The organism is Candidatus Babela massiliensis (genome assembly GCF_000513475.1).
Taxonomy (GTDB): Bacteria; Babelota; Babeliae; order Babelales; family Babelaceae; genus Babela; species Babela massiliensis.
The window spans coordinates 575177-593089 of sequence record NC_023003.1 but is presented as its reverse complement, the minus strand read 5'-3'; the positions used below and the strand labels follow the sequence as shown (position 1 = coordinate 593089).

Annotated in this window: 17 protein-coding genes; 11 read left to right on the top strand and 6 right to left on the bottom strand. The window is 28.7% G+C overall.

Features of this window, described 5'->3' with window-relative positions; all coding sequences use genetic code 11:
- Positions 1-14 precede the first annotated feature (14 nt).
- The gene (gene hisS, locus BABL1_RS02730; RefSeq protein ID WP_023792083.1) at positions 15-1274 is read right to left on the bottom strand and encodes a histidine--tRNA ligase; all 1260 of its coding nucleotides are present in this window, start codon (positions 1272-1274) and stop codon (positions 15-17) included.
- 326 nt (positions 1275-1600) lie between these two features.
- Between hisS and BABL1_RS02725 the strand changes: the two genes are divergently transcribed.
- From BABL1_RS02725 to BABL1_RS02690, 8 genes are all read left to right on the top strand, one after another.
- Positions 1601-3202: a hypothetical protein gene (locus tag BABL1_RS02725; RefSeq protein ID WP_023792081.1), complete on the top strand. Its 1602-nt coding sequence runs from the start codon at positions 1601-1603 to the stop codon at positions 3200-3202.
- A gap of 11 nt (positions 3203-3213) precedes the next feature.
- Positions 3214-5691 (top strand): hypothetical protein, encoded by a 2478-nt coding sequence (locus BABL1_RS05260; protein ID WP_023792078.1) that lies wholly within the window; start codon positions 3214-3216, stop codon positions 5689-5691.
- Between the two features lie 9 nt (positions 5692-5700).
- Positions 5701-6093 (top strand): hypothetical protein, encoded by a 393-nt coding sequence (locus BABL1_RS02715; RefSeq protein ID WP_023792076.1) that lies wholly within the window; start codon positions 5701-5703, stop codon positions 6091-6093.
- Between the two features lie 191 nt (positions 6094-6284).
- Positions 6285-6938, top strand: a complete 654-nt coding sequence (locus BABL1_RS02710) for a hypothetical protein (RefSeq protein ID WP_023792074.1) — start codon at positions 6285-6287, stop codon at positions 6936-6938.
- Between the two features lie 14 nt (positions 6939-6952).
- Complete coding sequence (locus BABL1_RS02705) at positions 6953-7339, top strand: hypothetical protein (RefSeq protein ID WP_023792071.1); 387 nt, start codon at positions 6953-6955, stop codon at positions 7337-7339.
- Positions 7340-7493: 154 nt separating this feature from the next.
- Positions 7494-8147, top strand: a complete 654-nt coding sequence (locus tag BABL1_RS02700) for a hypothetical protein (RefSeq protein WP_023792068.1) — start codon at positions 7494-7496, stop codon at positions 8145-8147.
- A 29-nt stretch (positions 8148-8176) separates the two neighbouring features.
- A complete protein-coding gene (locus BABL1_RS02695; protein WP_023792065.1) occupies positions 8177-8866 on the top strand; it encodes a hypothetical protein in 690 nt (229 codons plus the stop codon).
- A 142-nt stretch (positions 8867-9008) separates the two neighbouring features.
- Positions 9009-9410, top strand: a complete 402-nt coding sequence (locus BABL1_RS02690; RefSeq protein ID WP_023792062.1) for an F-box protein — start codon at positions 9009-9011, stop codon at positions 9408-9410.
- Positions 9411-9456: 46 nt separating this feature from the next.
- Here BABL1_RS02690 and secA read toward each other — a convergent pair whose 3' ends face one another.
- The 3 genes from secA to BABL1_RS05600 all read right to left on the bottom strand — a co-directional run bounded on the left by secA (position 9457) and on the right by BABL1_RS05600 (position 12642).
- Entirely contained in the window at positions 9457-12006 is a 2550-nt protein-coding gene (secA, locus tag BABL1_RS02685) for a preprotein translocase subunit SecA (RefSeq protein WP_023792059.1), read from the bottom strand.
- Between the two features lie 251 nt (positions 12007-12257).
- Positions 12258-12476: a hypothetical protein gene (locus BABL1_RS02680; protein WP_023792057.1), complete on the bottom strand. Its 219-nt coding sequence runs from the start codon at positions 12474-12476 to the stop codon at positions 12258-12260.
- 58 nt (positions 12477-12534) lie between these two features.
- On the bottom strand, positions 12535-12642 hold the full coding sequence (locus BABL1_RS05600; RefSeq protein ID WP_146617284.1) for an AAA family ATPase: 108 nt from the start codon (positions 12640-12642) through the stop codon (positions 12535-12537).
- A gap of 151 nt (positions 12643-12793) precedes the next feature.
- On the opposite strand from BABL1_RS05600, the gene BABL1_RS02675 reads away from it, so the two are divergent.
- A complete protein-coding gene (locus BABL1_RS02675) occupies positions 12794-13597 on the top strand; it encodes a DUF4097 family beta strand repeat-containing protein (protein ID WP_023792054.1) in 804 nt (267 codons plus the stop codon).
- Here the strand turns inward: BABL1_RS02675 and priA are convergent.
- Positions 13590-15590: a replication restart helicase PriA gene (priA, locus tag BABL1_RS02670; protein ID WP_023792050.1), complete on the bottom strand. Its 2001-nt coding sequence runs from the start codon at positions 15588-15590 to the stop codon at positions 13590-13592. The two genes, BABL1_RS02675 and priA, sit on opposite strands and share 8 nt — an antisense overlap.
- A 251-nt stretch (positions 15591-15841) precedes the next feature.
- On the opposite strand from priA, the gene BABL1_RS02665 reads away from it, so the two are divergent.
- Entirely contained in the window at positions 15842-16177 is a 336-nt protein-coding gene (locus BABL1_RS02665) for a hypothetical protein (RefSeq protein WP_023792048.1), read from the top strand.
- 55 nt (positions 16178-16232) lie between these two features.
- Here BABL1_RS02665 and BABL1_RS02660 read toward each other — a convergent pair whose 3' ends face one another.
- Entirely contained in the window at positions 16233-16919 is a 687-nt protein-coding gene (locus BABL1_RS02660; protein WP_023792045.1) for a hypothetical protein, read from the bottom strand.
- 189 nt (positions 16920-17108) lie between these two features.
- On the opposite strand from BABL1_RS02660, the gene rlmB reads away from it, so the two are divergent.
- Positions 17109-17831, top strand: a complete 723-nt coding sequence (gene rlmB / locus BABL1_RS02655) for a 23S rRNA (guanosine(2251)-2'-O)-methyltransferase RlmB (protein WP_023792042.1) — start codon at positions 17109-17111, stop codon at positions 17829-17831.
- The last annotated feature ends 82 nt before the right edge of the window (positions 17832-17913 follow it).

The following is a 17913-nucleotide window of genomic DNA, read 5'->3' as shown; positions in this document are numbered from 1 at the left end:
ATTGACAGCTCTTTTTAATTATTTAATATGATGCTTATTAATTCTTTATGTTTTAAAATATCCTCTTTACCGGTTATCATATTTTTAAGTTTAACTACTTTATTTTCTTTCTCTTCTGAACCTATAATTATTGCAAATTTAGCCCCCATTTTATTAGCTTTGCGCATCATACTTTTTAAAGAATCTTCTTCTAAAAATATGTCAACGGAAATTGCTTTTTTTATTGCTTGAAGTTCGTCTGCTATAATTAGCGCTAAGCTTTGTTCTTCTTTGCTTAAAGGAAGTATTACATAAAGAGGTGGTAATAATGGTATAGCTAATTTATCTTTAATTCTTTCAAGTAATATTAGAATTCTTTCAATGCCCATTCCGGCGCCTATAGAAGGTTGATCTTCTTTTGCTCCTATTTCTTTGACCAGTTTATCATATCTCCCGCCACCACAAAAGGCACTTTGTGCTCCTAGATCTTGTGAGACAAATTCAAAAACCGTTTTTTGATAGTAATCAAGACCTCTAACTAAATTGGGTTCGTGAGTATAGGATACTGATAAGTATTCTAAATTATTTTTTATTTCAGTCCATTCGATTTGACAAGGTTGGCACAAATGATCTGTTATTCTTGGAGCTTCTTTATATATAATTTTACAACTTTCATTTTTACAATCAAATATTCGCAATATATTAGATTCTTTACGAATTTTACAAGTGGAACAAATTTTTTCAAAATAATTTTCTAAAAAATCTTTAAAGATCTCTTTAAACTTAACTCTATCTTCAGGGCATCCTAAAAAATTTATTAATAAAGCATAGTTATCTATACTTAAAGTATCGAAGAAAAATCTTTCAAGCATCTTTATTAATTGTACATCTTGATTAATTGACTTTGATCCTATAATCTCCATGTTAATTTGATTAAACTGTCGATATCTACCTTTTTGAGGTCTTTCATGTCTAAACATCGGTCCACAAGAATAGACTTTCCATGGTGTGCTATTGATATTATTTTCAACAAATGCTCTAACTGTTGAAGCTGTACCCTCTGGTCTTAGACAAATCATTTCTTGATCACTTTCAGACTTTATTATATACATCTCTTTAGAGACTATGTCGGTTTCTTGACCTAAAGATCTCTTATAAAGATCAAGAGGTTCCAATATAGGTGTAGAGATTTCAGTAAAGTTATAAGTAGATAAATGTTTTTTTACTTGATCTATGAGAAAATTAAATAGACTCAAATCTAGAAAGTCTTTAGTTCCCTTGATTTTATTAAACATAGAAATATGTCCTAATTTGAATAATTATAATTAATTTTAATATATTATTAAATTTAATATATTTTTTTATATCAGTCGACCGTTTTATCAAAAACAACAAATTATTGTTTTTATTTACGTAAAAGAAGTAAAATTATTATTACAAATAGAAAGTTTTTAATTTTTTTTATTTGAATAATTAAATGTGTAAGGTGTTGAAATATGCCGGGCAAAATCTTGGTCAAATCCATGATCGATACTATGTTGAAATAATTGACTTCTATAATACAAAGATGCTAGAAAAGAACAAAGTAATATTTATCGTATCATTCATAAAAGGAGTACTTATGAAAAAATTTGCCAAGATTGCCGGTGTTATAGCCAGTTTTATGGTTCCGCTACAGGCAAACGTTAGAGGACAGACGTTTAGTCATACATTTTTTACAGCAAGACCTAATTTCCAAAAAGGGTCTCCAGAGCGTCAATCTTTTTTTAGAAATGATTTGATGGAAACTTGTTGTACAGGTTGGAGAGGAGCGTTTCAAATTGTAGTTTATGGAGGAAAAACTACTAAACGTGGATCTGAAAAATTAACAAGATATTTCTTGCCTTCAGAGTGTAATGATTGTTGCCTCAATTTCCAGGAATATAAAGAAGCATTTGAAGATTCATTAACACCAGGCTCAACCAATTATGGATCGTCTGCTGATTATAATCCTTTAAAGAATGTAGAAGCTCGTAACTTTAATATTGTTACAAATAATGGAGTTTCAACTAATTTAGATAATGGCTCTTTTGCAAGTAGAGTTTGTTTTTCAGCTCATCAATCTAAACTTGGTATCGGTTTGGATTATAAACAACAGTTAACTCTTAAAAAAGACGGAACTACAGGATTTTGGTTTGAAGCAGCTATGCCAGTTGAAAGAGTTAGAAATACTATACATTTAAGAGAAACTATAACTAATAATGGCGGTGGTGCTTATAATGGAGAGCTAGGTCTTAATAATTTACCTCATGTAAACTCTGTAAGAGCAGCGTTTATGCAACAAGATTTACTTCCAAGAAGAGAAAGATGGGGATTGTCAGACGTTGAACTATTTATTGGTTATAATACATATGTAACAGAATGGGCTAGTACTACTTCCTATCTAGGAATAGCTCTTCCTGCTGGAAATCATGTATTAGGACGTCATCTATTTGAAGCTATGGTTGGTAGTAATAGAAGCTTAGGATTATTATTTGGTAATGAAACAAATTTTAATATTTATAGAAGAAATTGCTGGGAAATAGATTGGATCTTAGAGTGGAATGGTCGTTATTTACTTGAAAGTCATCAAGTTCGTGCTTTTGATCTTATCGGTAAACCATGGAGTAGATTCTTAGAAACTTATAATGGAACGGTTGAAGCTAATAGTGCTTTTGCCAATGCTAATTTTAGTTCTGGAACATTTGGTTATAACTCTTTAAGACATTGTATTAAAGTTGATCCTGCTTTTCAGGGTATTTTAAACCAAGCATTTCAGTTTAATAAAACTTCTGGTTGTTGGAATTTTATAAGTGAATTAGGTTACAACTTATTTATGCGACAAGCAGAGCATATACATTTACCGGAATGTAATCCTGTAAGAGGTGTTTATTTAAAGGGCATTAATGGAGCTGGAACTGCAACAACAGCAAGAACAATTAAAGCTAATTATAAAGATAGTGTTGTACAGTTTGATGATCCAAATTATACCAGATTACAACTTTCAGCTTGTGATTTAGATTTAGAATCAGCATCTCATCCTGCAGTACTTTCTAATACTATTTATGCTTCTGTAGGAATTAGAAGAAATAAGACATGTCCAGCTTTTTTTGCTTTAGGAACATCTTATGAATTCCAAACTGGAGAAATTAATACTGCTCTTGAAAGATGGCTTGTATGGACCAAAATTGGTATAACTTTCTAAAGGAGGTATGAATGAAAAATAAATTAATAATTTTTGGATTTTTGACCCTGTTTATAGCAGGGCCCGAGATCTATGCTATGAGGAATGTAATAACGCCTCGAAGCATAAGGGATCAGTATATTGTACCTTATTCAAGGTCAAAAACTCCGCAAAATAGACAGAATTTGATCGATGCTTACGATCGATATATGGCTCAAAATCCGCCTAAAGTTAGCATTAAGAATGTTGATGATGCTATTAAAAATTTAACGGGCCAAAGTATCGATCAATTAAGAGCACAAGCAGCTACTGCACCGGTAACGCCGCCTGTTCAACCGCAACAACCAGTAACGCCGCCAACACAACCGGTAGTTCCGCCAGTCAAGCCGCAACAACCTATTACACCGCCAACACAGCCGGTAATTCCTCCGGTTAAACCTGTGCAACCGCAGAAACCTGTGACGCCGCCTACTCAGCCAGTTAGGCCTGTACAACCACCGGTAGTTCCGCCAGTCAAGCCACAACAACCTATTACCCCGCCAACACAGCCGGTAATTCCTCCGGTTAAACCTGTACAACCACAACAGCCGGTTACACCACCTAGTCAGCCAGTTAGACCTGTACAACCACCTGTAGTTCCGCCAGTACGTCCTCAACCACCGGTTGTGCCGCCACAACAGCCATCACAGCCAGTTTTGCCTAAAGGTAATCCGGCAAGAGTTCAGCAGGAATTAAATATTGTTAAACAGTTGAATCAAGCAGCTTCAGCGAGTGCTAATAAGATTAATTCATTAATTAATAAGCCTGTAGGAGCGACTTTAGTTGATCTTGAAAAAGATAAAAGAGATTTAGATACGGCTGTTCATGAGTTTGATAGTAATTATGTTCAAGCTTTAACTAGATTATTAAATCTTAAAGTTGATAATGATTTTATTGAACTTCCAGCGGGGCCTTTAAAATCAGAAGTAAATAATTATAATTTGATTAATGCACCTAATGTTCAAGCGAGATATGGTCAAATTCAAGCAGCTCAACAAAATATTGAGAAAAATTTTAATGATCGTCTTGTTGCTATAAGAAATAGAGCTAGAACATTAGAAAATGAATTGACTCAATTTAGAGCTCAGTTTGGTACTAATTTATCAGCTAGAAGTATTAATGAATTAAATGCTTTGAAGGTTCAATTATCTCATAAGTGGGTTGCTGTAAATGATATATATGCTAAAGTTCTGCCTGATTTAAATGATCTTAAAACAGATGCTGCTGTTCTATTAAATCCAGGCTCTTTGCAAAATCAAATTAATGCATTTAATATAAATAACATTGATAGTGAAAATACGGCATTTGGTGCTGAAATTACTAAAATCGATGCAGAGCTAGCCTCAAGAGGTAGAAAACAACAAGAAGATGCTCAAAAATTAGCTCAAAGAAATCAGGTTATTAATGAGTTAAATAATTTCATTAATACTAAGTTGAATGTACAAGTTAATGATATTAAAAATTTTGTAACTACTATTCTTAATACATTTAACATTAATAATGTAGACAGTTTAGCAGCGCAGCTTTTGGTCTTTGATGGAGAATATCAGGATTTAAATCATGAAAGACAAGCAATTATAAATACAAATAATGCCGTAATTAGTGATGCTGATAATGCTGCTCATTTAGTACCTGTAATTAATCAAATTGATCATGGTTTTGCTCAAATTGATGGTTATATGAATCAAATGAGAGCCAAGTTAACTCAATTAGAACAACAAAGAGATGCTGAGATACAAAGAATTAAGAACGAGGCTAATGGTCTACTTGCTCAACTTAATGCTTTAGCAACAGAATCTAATGCATTGAGAGGACAACTTGCTACTTATGATGCGGCTAGACAAGCAGAGTTAGTAGCTAAATTAGTAAGCGCTCAAACCAAACATATAAATCTAGATAATCAATTTGCTGCTATAATATCTAATCCTCTTCTTGATGCGCCTACTCGTCAGGACTTTGAAAATCGATATGATCAACGTAGAAGAGAATTATCTGATGATCTTGCAAATATTGAACAAAGAGTAGATGAATTAAGAGCAGGTGCTGGAGCACCTCCACCGGCGACTCCTCCTCCAGCAGCAGGACCAACTAATGTTAATGTAGATTTTACAAAGAATAATGAAACATTAGCTTTTGATGTTGGTGGTAGACATTATGAAGCGAAGCGTAATCCTACTAGAAATGATGCGATATATCAACATAATCAAGAAGTAGCAAGAGTAATAGAATCTCTGAATGATGCAGAGTTAAATCAGTTGATTCAAGATGTAGTAGGTAAATTACATGGCAAATCTGATGAGGAATTAGCGGATTTTGCTATGTCGTTGCAACAGTCCTATTTCTATGCTGAAGATGAAGATAATGATGATATGAAAAAGAATATAAGGAAGATTGCTGCTGCTATATTTAACTTATTTAATGATAAAACAAGTATAGATTATGCGGCTCGTATAGATTTTGAAATTTTATAGGAATTTATTATGAAGAAAATATTTTTATTTATAATTTTTTTAAACTTTTTTACATTTAGGTGTTCTGAAGCTGCGATAGAGGCTAAGCATTGGACTAGTATAGTACGTTATATTATATCTAACGCTGAGAATAATAATAGGAATGAATTTGAGTTAGCAAAACAGGCTTTTTTAAATATCAGGGAGGATGGTCCTGCTGAAGATGTAGCTAGGCTTATCAGTAGAAAATGGAAAACTAATTTTCCTGAAGCAGATGCAAAGACTTTAAAGAGTTTAAAAAGATATCCAAATATGACAGCAGCGGATGTAAAGGCAGCAGGAGAAAAGCTATTTAGGGATCATGAAGGCTTTATTAATGGGGCTGGAGAAGGTCAACTTAATATGAATTGCCGTATTCCATAACTATTGATATACTTCTAAAATTGATACCCGGTGAAAGCCGGGTATTTTTATTTTCAAAGCATTTTAATTTCATAGAGTATTCTCGATTATCATTTATTTCAAATTGACAATAATTGACATTAAATTATAATTATTATGTAAACATATTTTTACATATGATCAATAATTATAAATATAATATGAGGATAAATATGAAAAGTAAATTGATTTTAGTTCTTACAAGTATTTTGACTATGAATTTGATATCGATGCAAGCAGAAGAGTCTGTTCATGACTTTAACTCTTTGCCATCAGAAGTAAAGTTACTAATTTTTGAATATGTAGCTGGAAGATATGATATAAATCAAGTAAATACAGCAATAAATACTTTGTCAAAAGTTAATAAAGAATTGAGAGGATTAACTCTTGAGGATGAAAAAGCCTATCTAATTAATAGTATAAAAAATAACTTTGTCAAAAAAGCAACTAATGTTAATGTAGATTTTACAAAGAATAAAGAAACATTAGCTTTTGATGTTGGTGGTAGACATTATGAAGCGAAAAATAATGCTAGTACAGCTAATGCCATATATCAACACAATCAAGAAGTAGCAAGAGTAATAGAATCTCTGAATGAGGCAGAGTTAAATCAGTTGATTCAAAATGTAGTATGTAAATTACATGGCAAATCTGATGAAGAATTGGCAGATTTTGCTATGTCGTTGGTACAATCTTATGAGTATGCCGAAGATGAAGATAATGATATTATGAAGGATAAAATAAGAAGAGTTGCTGCTGCAATATTTAACTTATTCTCTACTAAAAGAGGTATAATTTATTCTAGAAAAAATTTCTTTGAGCTTTAATAAGGATATAAAAAATGAAAAAAATGATATTATTTATAATTATTTTGATTAATACTATGAGTATTAATGCTATTTTAGAAGATCCTCATTGGATTGATATAGTTAATTATATTACAGAAAATAGCGAAAAGAATAATAGAAATGAGTTTGAAGCAGCAAAGCAAGCATTTTTAAATATAAAAGATGATGGTAATGCTGACGATGCTGTTAGACTTATAAGTAGAAAATGGAAAGCTAATTTTCCTGAAGCAGATGCAAATGCTTTAACTGCTTTAAAAAGATATCCAAATATGACAGCAGCGGATGTAAAGGCAGCGGGAGAAAAGCTATTTAAAGATCACGAAGGCTTTATTAATGGTGCTGGAGAAGGTCGACTTAATATGAATTGTCGTATTGCATAACTATTGATACACTTCTAAAATTAATACCTGGTGAAAGCCGGGTATTTTTATTTCTACTTTTAAGTTTATCGACAAATTTTGACAAAACTGAAAAGTATTGTATAATTATTATTAATAATTATTTATTTGAAATAAATTAATGAATGAGATTGAAATGAAGAAAAAGTTAATTTTATGGATGAGCTTATTATTTATAGGCAAATTAATGTCTATGCATGCCGAAATAGGTGAATCTAATTGGGATTTATTACCTAGAGAAATTAAACTATTGGTTTTTGAGTATGTAGCAGGTAGATATGATTTAGATCAAATTAATAAGGCAATAAATACTTTGTCTAAAGTTAATAAAGAAATGAGACATTTAACTTTAGATCCTAAATCATATCTTATTAAGACTATAAGAGCAAATTTTTGTAAAAAAGTTACTGATCTTAGTCTTAATTTTAATAAAGAAAATGAATCTTTATCTTTTATAGTAGACCAGAAATCTTATATAGCTCAATTTAATTTTCAAAATTCTGCTGATGTGCGCCAAAAAAATATAGAAGTTGCTCAAGTGATAGGAATAATCAATCAACACGATCTTAATATTTTTATTAAAGATTTAGTATTAAAGTTAAGAGATAAAACTGACGAAGAACTGTTGCCCATAGCTATGACTTTGGCTCAATCTTACATATATTCTCAAATGAATCATAATAATATGAGTGTTCAAAATATAAGGTCTATTGCTCAAGCTATATTTGATCTATTTAAATGTAAAGAAAGTCTAAATTATAAAAATAAAGTTACTTTTGGTTTAATTTAACTTAATTAAAATTAATAAATGGAGTTAGAATGAAAAATAAATTATCGATACTGTTATTATGTTTATTAACAGGTAATTTAGTATCAATGGAAAAAGAAGATAAAACAAATCAAGAAAAAGTAACGAAATCTGAAGAAAATTATTTTAATTTATTACCGACTGAGCTGAAGACACTTGTTTTTCATTATGTTATTGGTGATTTAAAAACTGAGGATTTTGTAAAAGCCTTTGAAGAGGCCAAAAAAGAGATTAATAATTTGTCTACAATTAATAGTGAATTTAGAGATTTAACTAAATTAGTTGAAAGTAAAGAAAAAAGTTCTTATTTAGGTAATATATTTAGAAAACAAGTAAAAGAAAGCGGAATTAAGTCAGTTTCTATAGGCTTTGCAAAAGGAGAAATGTTTATATCATTTTACTTTAATGGTAAACCTTATAAAATACATGATATATCTCAAAACGATCCTAGCATAGTTATAGGAGAAAAATGTTTTGGTGATTTTAGTATTATCAGCGACTTTTCTGATAATGATATTAAGACATTAGTCTCAGGTATTAAAAAGGAAATTATAAGAAACCCCAATCAAATTAAATCAAAAGATATTGTAAATATGCTTAATAATACTTATCAATGTTATAAATCAAGAAAATCAGAAAAATTTTTGAGTGATATTGAGACTATTGCTAAAGGTTTAGATATTAACTTGAAAAAAGATTAATTACGTTTAGCCTATAATGCTTGTTGGTTTGTAATTAGATGCTCGGACAATTCCGAGCATCTTTTATTTAAAATTATTTAAAAATCGTTTATGTTATATTTAAGCAGGTACTAGAGATATATAATTTAGGTTATTTAAATATATGAAGAATAAGTTGGTTATATTTTTTTCAAGTGTCTGGATTTTTAATCTAAATCCAATGCATAAGGATAATTCTATAGATCAATTTAACGAGGTTAATTTTGATCATTTGCCTCGTGAGGTAAAATTGCATATTTTTCAATATATTACAGGTCGTTATAACCTAGATCAAATTGACAGTGCAATAAATATTTTATCAAGAGTTAATAGAGAATTTAGGAGTTTAACTATTCAGGATCCTGAATTGTATTTAATTAATAGGATAAAAAAAGATTTAATTAAATGTAATTATAATTGTGGATTACTTTTTACATCGCATCAAAAGCAAAAGGAACATGAAATTATTCATTATAAAATTAATATTTTTATGATAATTGTAATGGTTGTTGTTATGACTTTATAGTAAAAAGGCCCATATAAATTATGGGCCTTTTTGAAGTTATTTCATATTACTTTAATAAACAGCACTTTTTATATTTTTTACCTGAACCGCAAGGACAATCTTCATTTCTGCCAACTTTGTTTTCAGGAGCTGCACTAATTGCGATATTTGCTTCAGGACTATCTGGCCCTAAAAGATTTAACTCTTCTAGTTCTAATTGTCGTCTTCTTTCTATTTCTTCTTCATTAAAATGCTCTACGTTGATATGGAAAGCTGTTTGAACTATTTCAGCTTTAATTTCTCTCATCATATCTTCAAACATTGCAAATGCTTCACGTTTATATTCAATAAGCGGATTCTTTTGACCCCATCCTCTTAAAGATATACCTTCTTTTAAGTGATCTAAATTAAGCATATGTTGTTTCCAAGCTTGATCTATAATTTCAAGTATTAACCACTTATTTGCTTGACCGATCATATATAGATGTTTTTCATCTTTAATTGAGCTTATTTTAGATTCATAATGTTTAACCAGAGCACTTAATAGATCTTTGTGAAGATCTTCTAAATTTCTATAGTTTTGATAGTTAAATGACTCAAATAATTTTGAATCTAACTCAGTCCTACCGGTTATATCATTGACAATTTTTTCTATAATTTCTTGATTAATCGATTGTTTTGGTGAATTGAAATCGATTATATCTTGAACCATATCTGACATCATATCTTTTACTAGATCAAATATATTATTTTCATTTTCAAGAACTTTTCTTCTTATATTATAGATTACAGTTCTTTGCTGATTATGAACGTCATCATATTCAAGTAAGTTTTTTCTAATTTCGAAATTATACTTTTCGACTTTTTCTTGAGAACGTTCTATAGTTTTTGAAATATAATTCGATTCTATAGTTTCATTTTCAGTCATACCTACACGTTCCATATTGTTCTTTATCTTATCGCCGGCAAATATTCTTATTAGGTCATCTTCTAAAGAAATATAAAAACGAGATTCGCCTGGATCTCCTTGACGACCTGAACGACCTCTAAGCTGATTATCGATTCTTCTACTTTCATGGCGTTCGGTGCCTAAAATATAAAGGCCCCCAGCTTGTTTAGATTCTTCTGTTAATTTAATATCAGTTCCACGACCTGCCATATTAGTTGCAATTGTTACTCTTCCTGGTTCTCCTGCATGAGCTACTATTTCTGCTTCACGGGCATGATTTTTAGCATTTAATACATCATGAGGTACACCTGCTGATCTTAAAATCATACTTAAAAGTTCTGAAGTTTCTACAGCTACTGTACCAATTAAGACAGGTTGACCCTTTTTGTGTCTTTCTTTTACATCTTCAACTATTGCTTTATATTTTCCATTCTTGCTTAAGAATATTAAATCAGGTTGATCTAATCTGATCATCGGTCTATTTGTAGGTATAGAAACTACATCAAGATTATATATTCTATGAAACTCTTCAGCTTCTGTTGATGCGGTTCCGGTCATGCCTGCTAATTTATTATATAATCTAAAGTAATTTTGAAGAGTTATAGATGCAAGAGTTTGAGATTCACGTTCTATTTTAACATGCTCTTTAGCCTCTATTGCTTGATGTAATCCGTCACTATAACGGCGACCTGGTAATATACGACCAGTAAATTCATCAACAATTAGAACTTCATTATCTCTTACAACATATTGTACATCTTTTTTGAATAAAGTGTGTGCTCTAAGAGCTTGATTAACGTGATGTAAAAGTTTTAAATTTTCAAGATCATACAGATTATTGATATGGAAATAAGATTCTATTTTATCGTTACCTGCTTCATTTAGTTGTACGTTTCTCTGTTTTTCGTCTATTTCATAGTCACTAGTGCTTAAAGTTAATATAGCTTTATCTGCTTGCATATAAAGTTGACTACTTTCATCAGAGGCTCCTGAAATGATTAAGGGAGTTCGAGCTTCATCTATTAATATCGAATCTACTTCATCAACAATTGCATAATTAAGTTCTCTTTGAACGTAGTCTTCTAATCTAAACTTCATATTATCTCTAAGATAATCAAAACCTAGCTCATTATTAGTTGCATAAATTATATCTGACTTGTAAATTCTTTTACGCTCTGTATCGCTAAGAGAATTCTGTATAACTCCAACAGATAGACCTAAGTAATTAAATATTAAGCTCATCCATTCAGCATCACGTCGAGCTAAATAATCGTTAACGGTTACTAAATGTGTACCTTTTCCTGTTAGTGCATTTAAATAAAGTGGTAATGTTGCTGTTAAAGTTTTACCTTCACCAGTTTTCATTTCAGAAATTTTGCCTTGATGTAATACTATTCCACCAATTAGCTGTACATCGTAATGTCTCTGATTTAATTTCCTAAAAGCAGCTTCTCTTACTACCGCATAAGCTTCTGGCAATATATCATCAAGAGTGCGACCTTGACTTAATTGTTCTTTAAAGTATTTTGTCTTATTTGCAAGCTCTTCATCTGATAAGCTTTGTATGTTTGGTTCAAAAGAATTAATTTGGTTAACTATAGGGTATAGTTTTCTCAATTCTCTTTGGTTACTTGTGCCAAATAATTTTGCAAGTAAATTTGTTATCATTATCTATCCCTCAATCTAATATTAGCCAAAACATAGATGGTAAAAATTTTTCAAATAAATTTTTTTAACTTAAATATTTTTAATCTAGTATTCTAAAACAATTTTGTAAACAAAATATGAAATTTAAATTTATTTATAAATATAATCTAAAATTTTTATTAATAATACTATAATCTAAGTTATTAATAAAGTGCTAATCTGGATTGTCAAAATGAATTATAATAATTTAGTATCTTGGTTAAGACCTAAATCTATCTATTAATGTTGTAGATAAATGAACACTTTACTTCATAATTTGGAAATTTGAGTTTAAACTTTTGAGTTGCCTGATCATAATCAGCAATTGTTAAATAACCTGTTTGAAATAGTAGTGGCACAAGAGGAATATTATCTATGTCAAAGTTCCCTAATGTTTCTTGAGATCCTTCTTCTTGATCGATATTTTCAATTGAGTAATATTGCTTTGACATTAAATGTATTAAAAAAGTTGGTGTTCCTGATTCAAACCAATAATTTATAAATTATTTATCATTTGAATAGCTTATAAATATATTTAGTTTTATCAACGTATAGATAATCTCCCTGAACCATATCTTTAAAGTTACTTATATAAATAGATAGATCTTTGATTTTCATTTTATTAATATTAATTTATTTCATATGCTTTATTTTAATTCTAAATACTTTTAACTTAGAAGTCGATATTTGTTAATTTTATATATAAAATTAGCTTAAAATATGTTATATTATTAATAAAATAATTATTTTTAATGAATGGATATTAAATATGAAATGTCTTCTATTGCTTGTATTTGCAATTTCTATTGGTTACTTGGTGTTAAATAGTACTAATTTTTTCAATGGTAAAAAGTTTGAAGAAACGATCCATCAACAACATCCTTTTAAAGATGGTCTAATTAAAATAGATAATAATGTTGGAGCTATATCTATAGAAGGATCAACTACTGATAAAATAGAAATAAATATAGTTAAAAAGGCTAAATCTAGAGAACTTCTTAAGGAGATTAAATTACATATGGCAGTGAAAGCTAATAAAGTTCATATTAAAGCTGATACAAAAAATAATGATACAGAAGTAAGTATTGAAATTAAAGTCCCTAAAGATACTAAGTTAGAAAAAATTTATACAAATGTAGGTTCTATTAAGTTAAGCGATATCTCTCAAGAGGTAAATTGTCAAACTAATTGTGGTGCTATAGAACTTAATAATATATCTGGTAATATAACAGCTATAACTAATACAGGAGCGATAGATATAAATAATTCAACTAAGAGTGTTAAAGCGTCTACAAATGTTGGAGCTATATACTTAAATCAAAAGTTATTAGATAACTTAACTATAGAATTATCTACTAATACTGGAAAAATAACTTTATTATTACCAACAAATGTAAATGCTGAAGTTAATGCTCAATTGACTACAGGATCTATTTGTTCAAGTTTTAATGAAATTAAAATTGTTAAAACTTTTCCATATATTTCAAGTCAAGCTCATGGTGTTATAGGGTTAGGAGAGAGTAAAATTAGTTTAAAAAGTAATGTAGGACAAATAGTTATTAAATCTAATTAAGAGGATTTGGGGTAAAAAATATTTGGCTTTTATATTGATCTTTTTCGATCGACATAAATATCTTTATCAAGTTGTTTATTTCATGGCATTTTAGATATATTTTGCGTATATGAACATTTTTTATCATACTAACTGGCGGTTCTACAGGTCCTAACATTATGGTTTTTAGATTATTTTTTAAAATATAATTACTTATATCTTGAGAAATTAAATCGATTTCATTTTCTATTAATTCAGCATCTTTATTTTTAATCTCAATTTCGGCAAACCTTATGTAAGGTGGATATCTTAGTAAAGCTCTATTTTTTATTTCATATTCATAGAAATTTCTATATTCAGTTTCATTTATGTAATTATATATCTTATGTTCTAACATAGTTTGTATAATCACTAAACTATCTTTTGATTGTCTGCCTGCTCTACCGGAGACTTGAATAAGTTGTTGTAAAGTAACTTCAGCTGCATTATAAAATGGTAGCCCTAAATTTATATCTGCCCATAGTAATCCTACTAATGTGACGTTTTTAAAATTATAACCTTTAGTAATAGTTTGAGTTCCTACTAATATATCTATTTCGTTTGCATTAAATTTTTGCATTATTTGTTGCCAATTTTTTTTGTTAACTGTTGAATCTAAATCAGCACGAGCAATTTTTGCTGTAGGAAATAATTTTTCTAATATAGTTACTATTTGCTGAGTGCCTATACCCTTTTTGATTAATGAATCCTCTTTTTTGTTGCATTTAATACACGATTTAGGTTCTTCTATAAAATAAGTACAGTAATGACATATTAATAAGTTTTGTATGTTTTTATTGATTTTATCTTTTTTATTATGAACTGTTAAACTTACAGAACAATTTATGCAAGTAGGTATATTTGAGCATTCTTTACATTGTATAAAAAAGCTATAACCTCTTCTATTTATAAAAATTATAATTTGCTCTTTTTTCTCTAAACGAATAGCTATTTCTTTTTCCAACTCTTTTGTTATCCAAAAGTTCTTTCTATTTTTATTTTCATTTAACTTAACAAGTTGAATTTTAGGAAAGTTTCCTGCAAAACGCTCTTTTAATTCAAATATTTCCCAACCAAATTTTTCAGCATTATATAAAGAAGTTATACTGGGTGTTGCTGAACCCATTACAATAGGAATATTATATATTTTAGCTCTTAGTAAGCTTGCTTCTTTTACATTTATTTTTGGATGTTTTTGTGATTGAAAGTTGGTATCATGTTCTTCATCAACTATAATTAAACCTAGGTTGTTTATTGGTAATAATATAGGTAAATGTACTCCAATAATTATAAGATTTTTGTTTTGATTAAGATCGTGCCATAATAATCTTTTTTCTTTAATGCTGGTTGCTGAATGAAAACCATAAATAATAAAATTTTCAGGTAACTGTAATTTCAGTAGATTATAAAATTCTATAGCCAAGGAAACTTCAGGTAGCAATAGCAATACGCTTTTATTTTGTTCTATTGCACTGATAATAAGTTGCTTATAGATTTCAGTTTTACCCGATCCTGTTACTCCATAAATTAAACTTGGATAGTATTTGTTATTTACTATATTTGGTTCGATTTTATTGAATATATATTGTTGTTCTTTAGTTAATTTAATAGAGTCTATTTTAGTTAATTTATTATTAAGTTCTATAGATTCTTTTAGCTCTTTTTCTTTTAAAAATTGATATATTCTCTTAAAAAAATAAATATAATTAATTGCATAATAAGAACTAAGCTGTTTAACAAAACTATTATAAAGTCTATCCTTAGGAATAATTTCTATAGAATGTGCTTCTTTTATAGAAAAATTTATTGTACTACTTATTTTATATGTTATATCTTCTATATAGGCAATTTCAGTCTGATTTTTAAGTGGTACTTTTACAAATGAGCCTATTAAATTATTGATATCCCAACTTTCCGGTACTTTATAAGTAAGAGTGGGTAATGCTCGATTTAAAAGCTTGACTTGAATGTACATAAATTAACTTTATTTAATAATTATTAATAAGAATAATAATACTTTATAAAATGCAAAATTTCCAATGCTTGATAATGATAAGATACTTAATTTAAAAATAAATTTTATTTAATGATTATAAATATAATTAATAGCGATATAGTTTAAAGTGTAAAAATAAAAATATTTTTTTGCAGATATCAATATTGATTTTGTTAAAAAATTTAATATATAATTTAGTTATATAAAACGTTTTTAAAATGGAGCTTGTTATGAGAGGTTATAAATTTATTTTACTTACTATGATTCAGTTTTTATCTTTGCAACTGTGGTCTAAAGATGTTAAAGATTTGAATAGTTTAGATGAAATAAAAGAAAATGCAAAAGAAATTAGATCAAATATTGAAGGTGCTAAAAAAGAATTAGCAGATATTGATAAAGAAATAGATAAAGCTAATAAAGATTTTAATAGTTTAACTTTTGAAGAGCAAAAGTTACAAAAAGAAGAGCATGAAACTAAAATTATGGCTCTTGAGTTGGCAAAGAAAATAGGATTAGTATTTTTAGATCTGTCTGAAAATACTGCTAATAATATTTTAAAAGAATAAAAATTAAACAATTAACATAAAAGCCCAGATTAAATCTGGGCTTTTATTTTTAAATTTAAGAATGATGTACTTTTATTTTTGAGTAATTTTTTGGTGATAATTTAATTATTAAAGTATCATCTTTGACTGAAGCGTGTGCTGTTGATAGATCTACAGTTAAAGGTAATGAATATACATTGCTTGAACCATAACTATACTGATAAGCATAAAAAGATGAAGTGTTATTATTGTCATCTTTTTGTTCTTGATTTTCGTAGTTAGATTCTTCTTTATGTTCTTTTACTTCTAATTTACGAACCAATTTAATAGATTTGTCTGTTATATAAAATTCTATTTTGCCGTGATTGCTTTCAAGAATTCCTTTTAATATATTATCTTGTAAAACGATATCTTCTACAGTTTTTTTATTTATATTTTTTAATGATATCTTTATCTCTACGTTTCCGTTAGATTCTTTTGTTATCTCTGGTTTTATTTCTTCAAGAATTTGTTGAGATTCTTTTAATTTATTTTTTTGCTCTTTATCTATCTGATTATCTGGTCTTCCAAAATTATTTGAAAAATAGCTTTCCATTTGATTTAAATCTTGAGATAAACGTTCATTTATATAGTGAAGTTCATCAAAGAAGCTGCTATCAAAGTGGTTAGAGAACCAGTATCTCTTTGCTTGAAGATTTAATCCGCAGCTAGTGAGTAACATTAAAGAAAAACCATTAAACATTTTTTTATAATTTATTCTCATGGTATCTCCTATAGATTAAAACACAATAATATTAAGTATTATTATTCTTATTATACATTTTTTTATTTTAATGTGCAATATGTGGTCTGACCTATAATAAAGATTAATAATTAAGTTATTAATAGTTAATTTTATGTTATTATGTTATAAATAAATATATAATCAAATCTTTATAATTTAAAAAATAACATGAAAAATACAACTGAAAATATAGTTTATGGAATTCATCCGATATTGGAGCTTTTAAAAGCTAAAAAGCGCAAATTATATTCCATTTATACAACTAAGCCAGAGCCTAAAGCATTTGCAGCTATTCAACGACTTTTACCTGATTATGTTAAAATTAATTATGTTGATAAAAATATGCTTTCCAAAATGGCTGAAACAACTGATCATCAATCGGTTGTTGCAAAAGTAGCTCCTTTTGCTTTTAGAGGTAAATTTTTTGATCCTAAGAGAAGTAAATTTTTAATTATGCTTGATGGTATTCAAGATCCTAGAAATCTTGGAGCGATATTACGTTCTAGTTACTGTACTTCCGTTGACGGGGTAATTTTGATAGTTAAAAATGGAGCTCCGCTTAATTCCGTTGCTTTAAAATCGTCAGCAGGTCTTGCAGAACATTTAGAAATATATAGAGCTCCCAGTGTAGAAGCAGCTGTTCAAGAATTAAGAAAAGCTAACTATAATATTTATCTCTCAACTTTTGATGGAGAAAATGCTCTTGACGCTAATTATACTGAGCCTTTATGTTTAGTAATTGGCAGTGAAGGAACAGGAATTTCTAAAAATATATTAAATTTTGGTAAGCGCATTACATTGCCTCAAAAAACTAGCGATATCTCTTATAATGCATCAGTGGCAACAGGTATATTGTTATTTATTATTGCAAACCAGAATAAGCGACTTTAATATTATTAACATTTGCTTTAATTTTCTCTAAGGATTTGCAAAATTTATATTTTTATAGTTTATTTTTTTAACTATAAGCTAA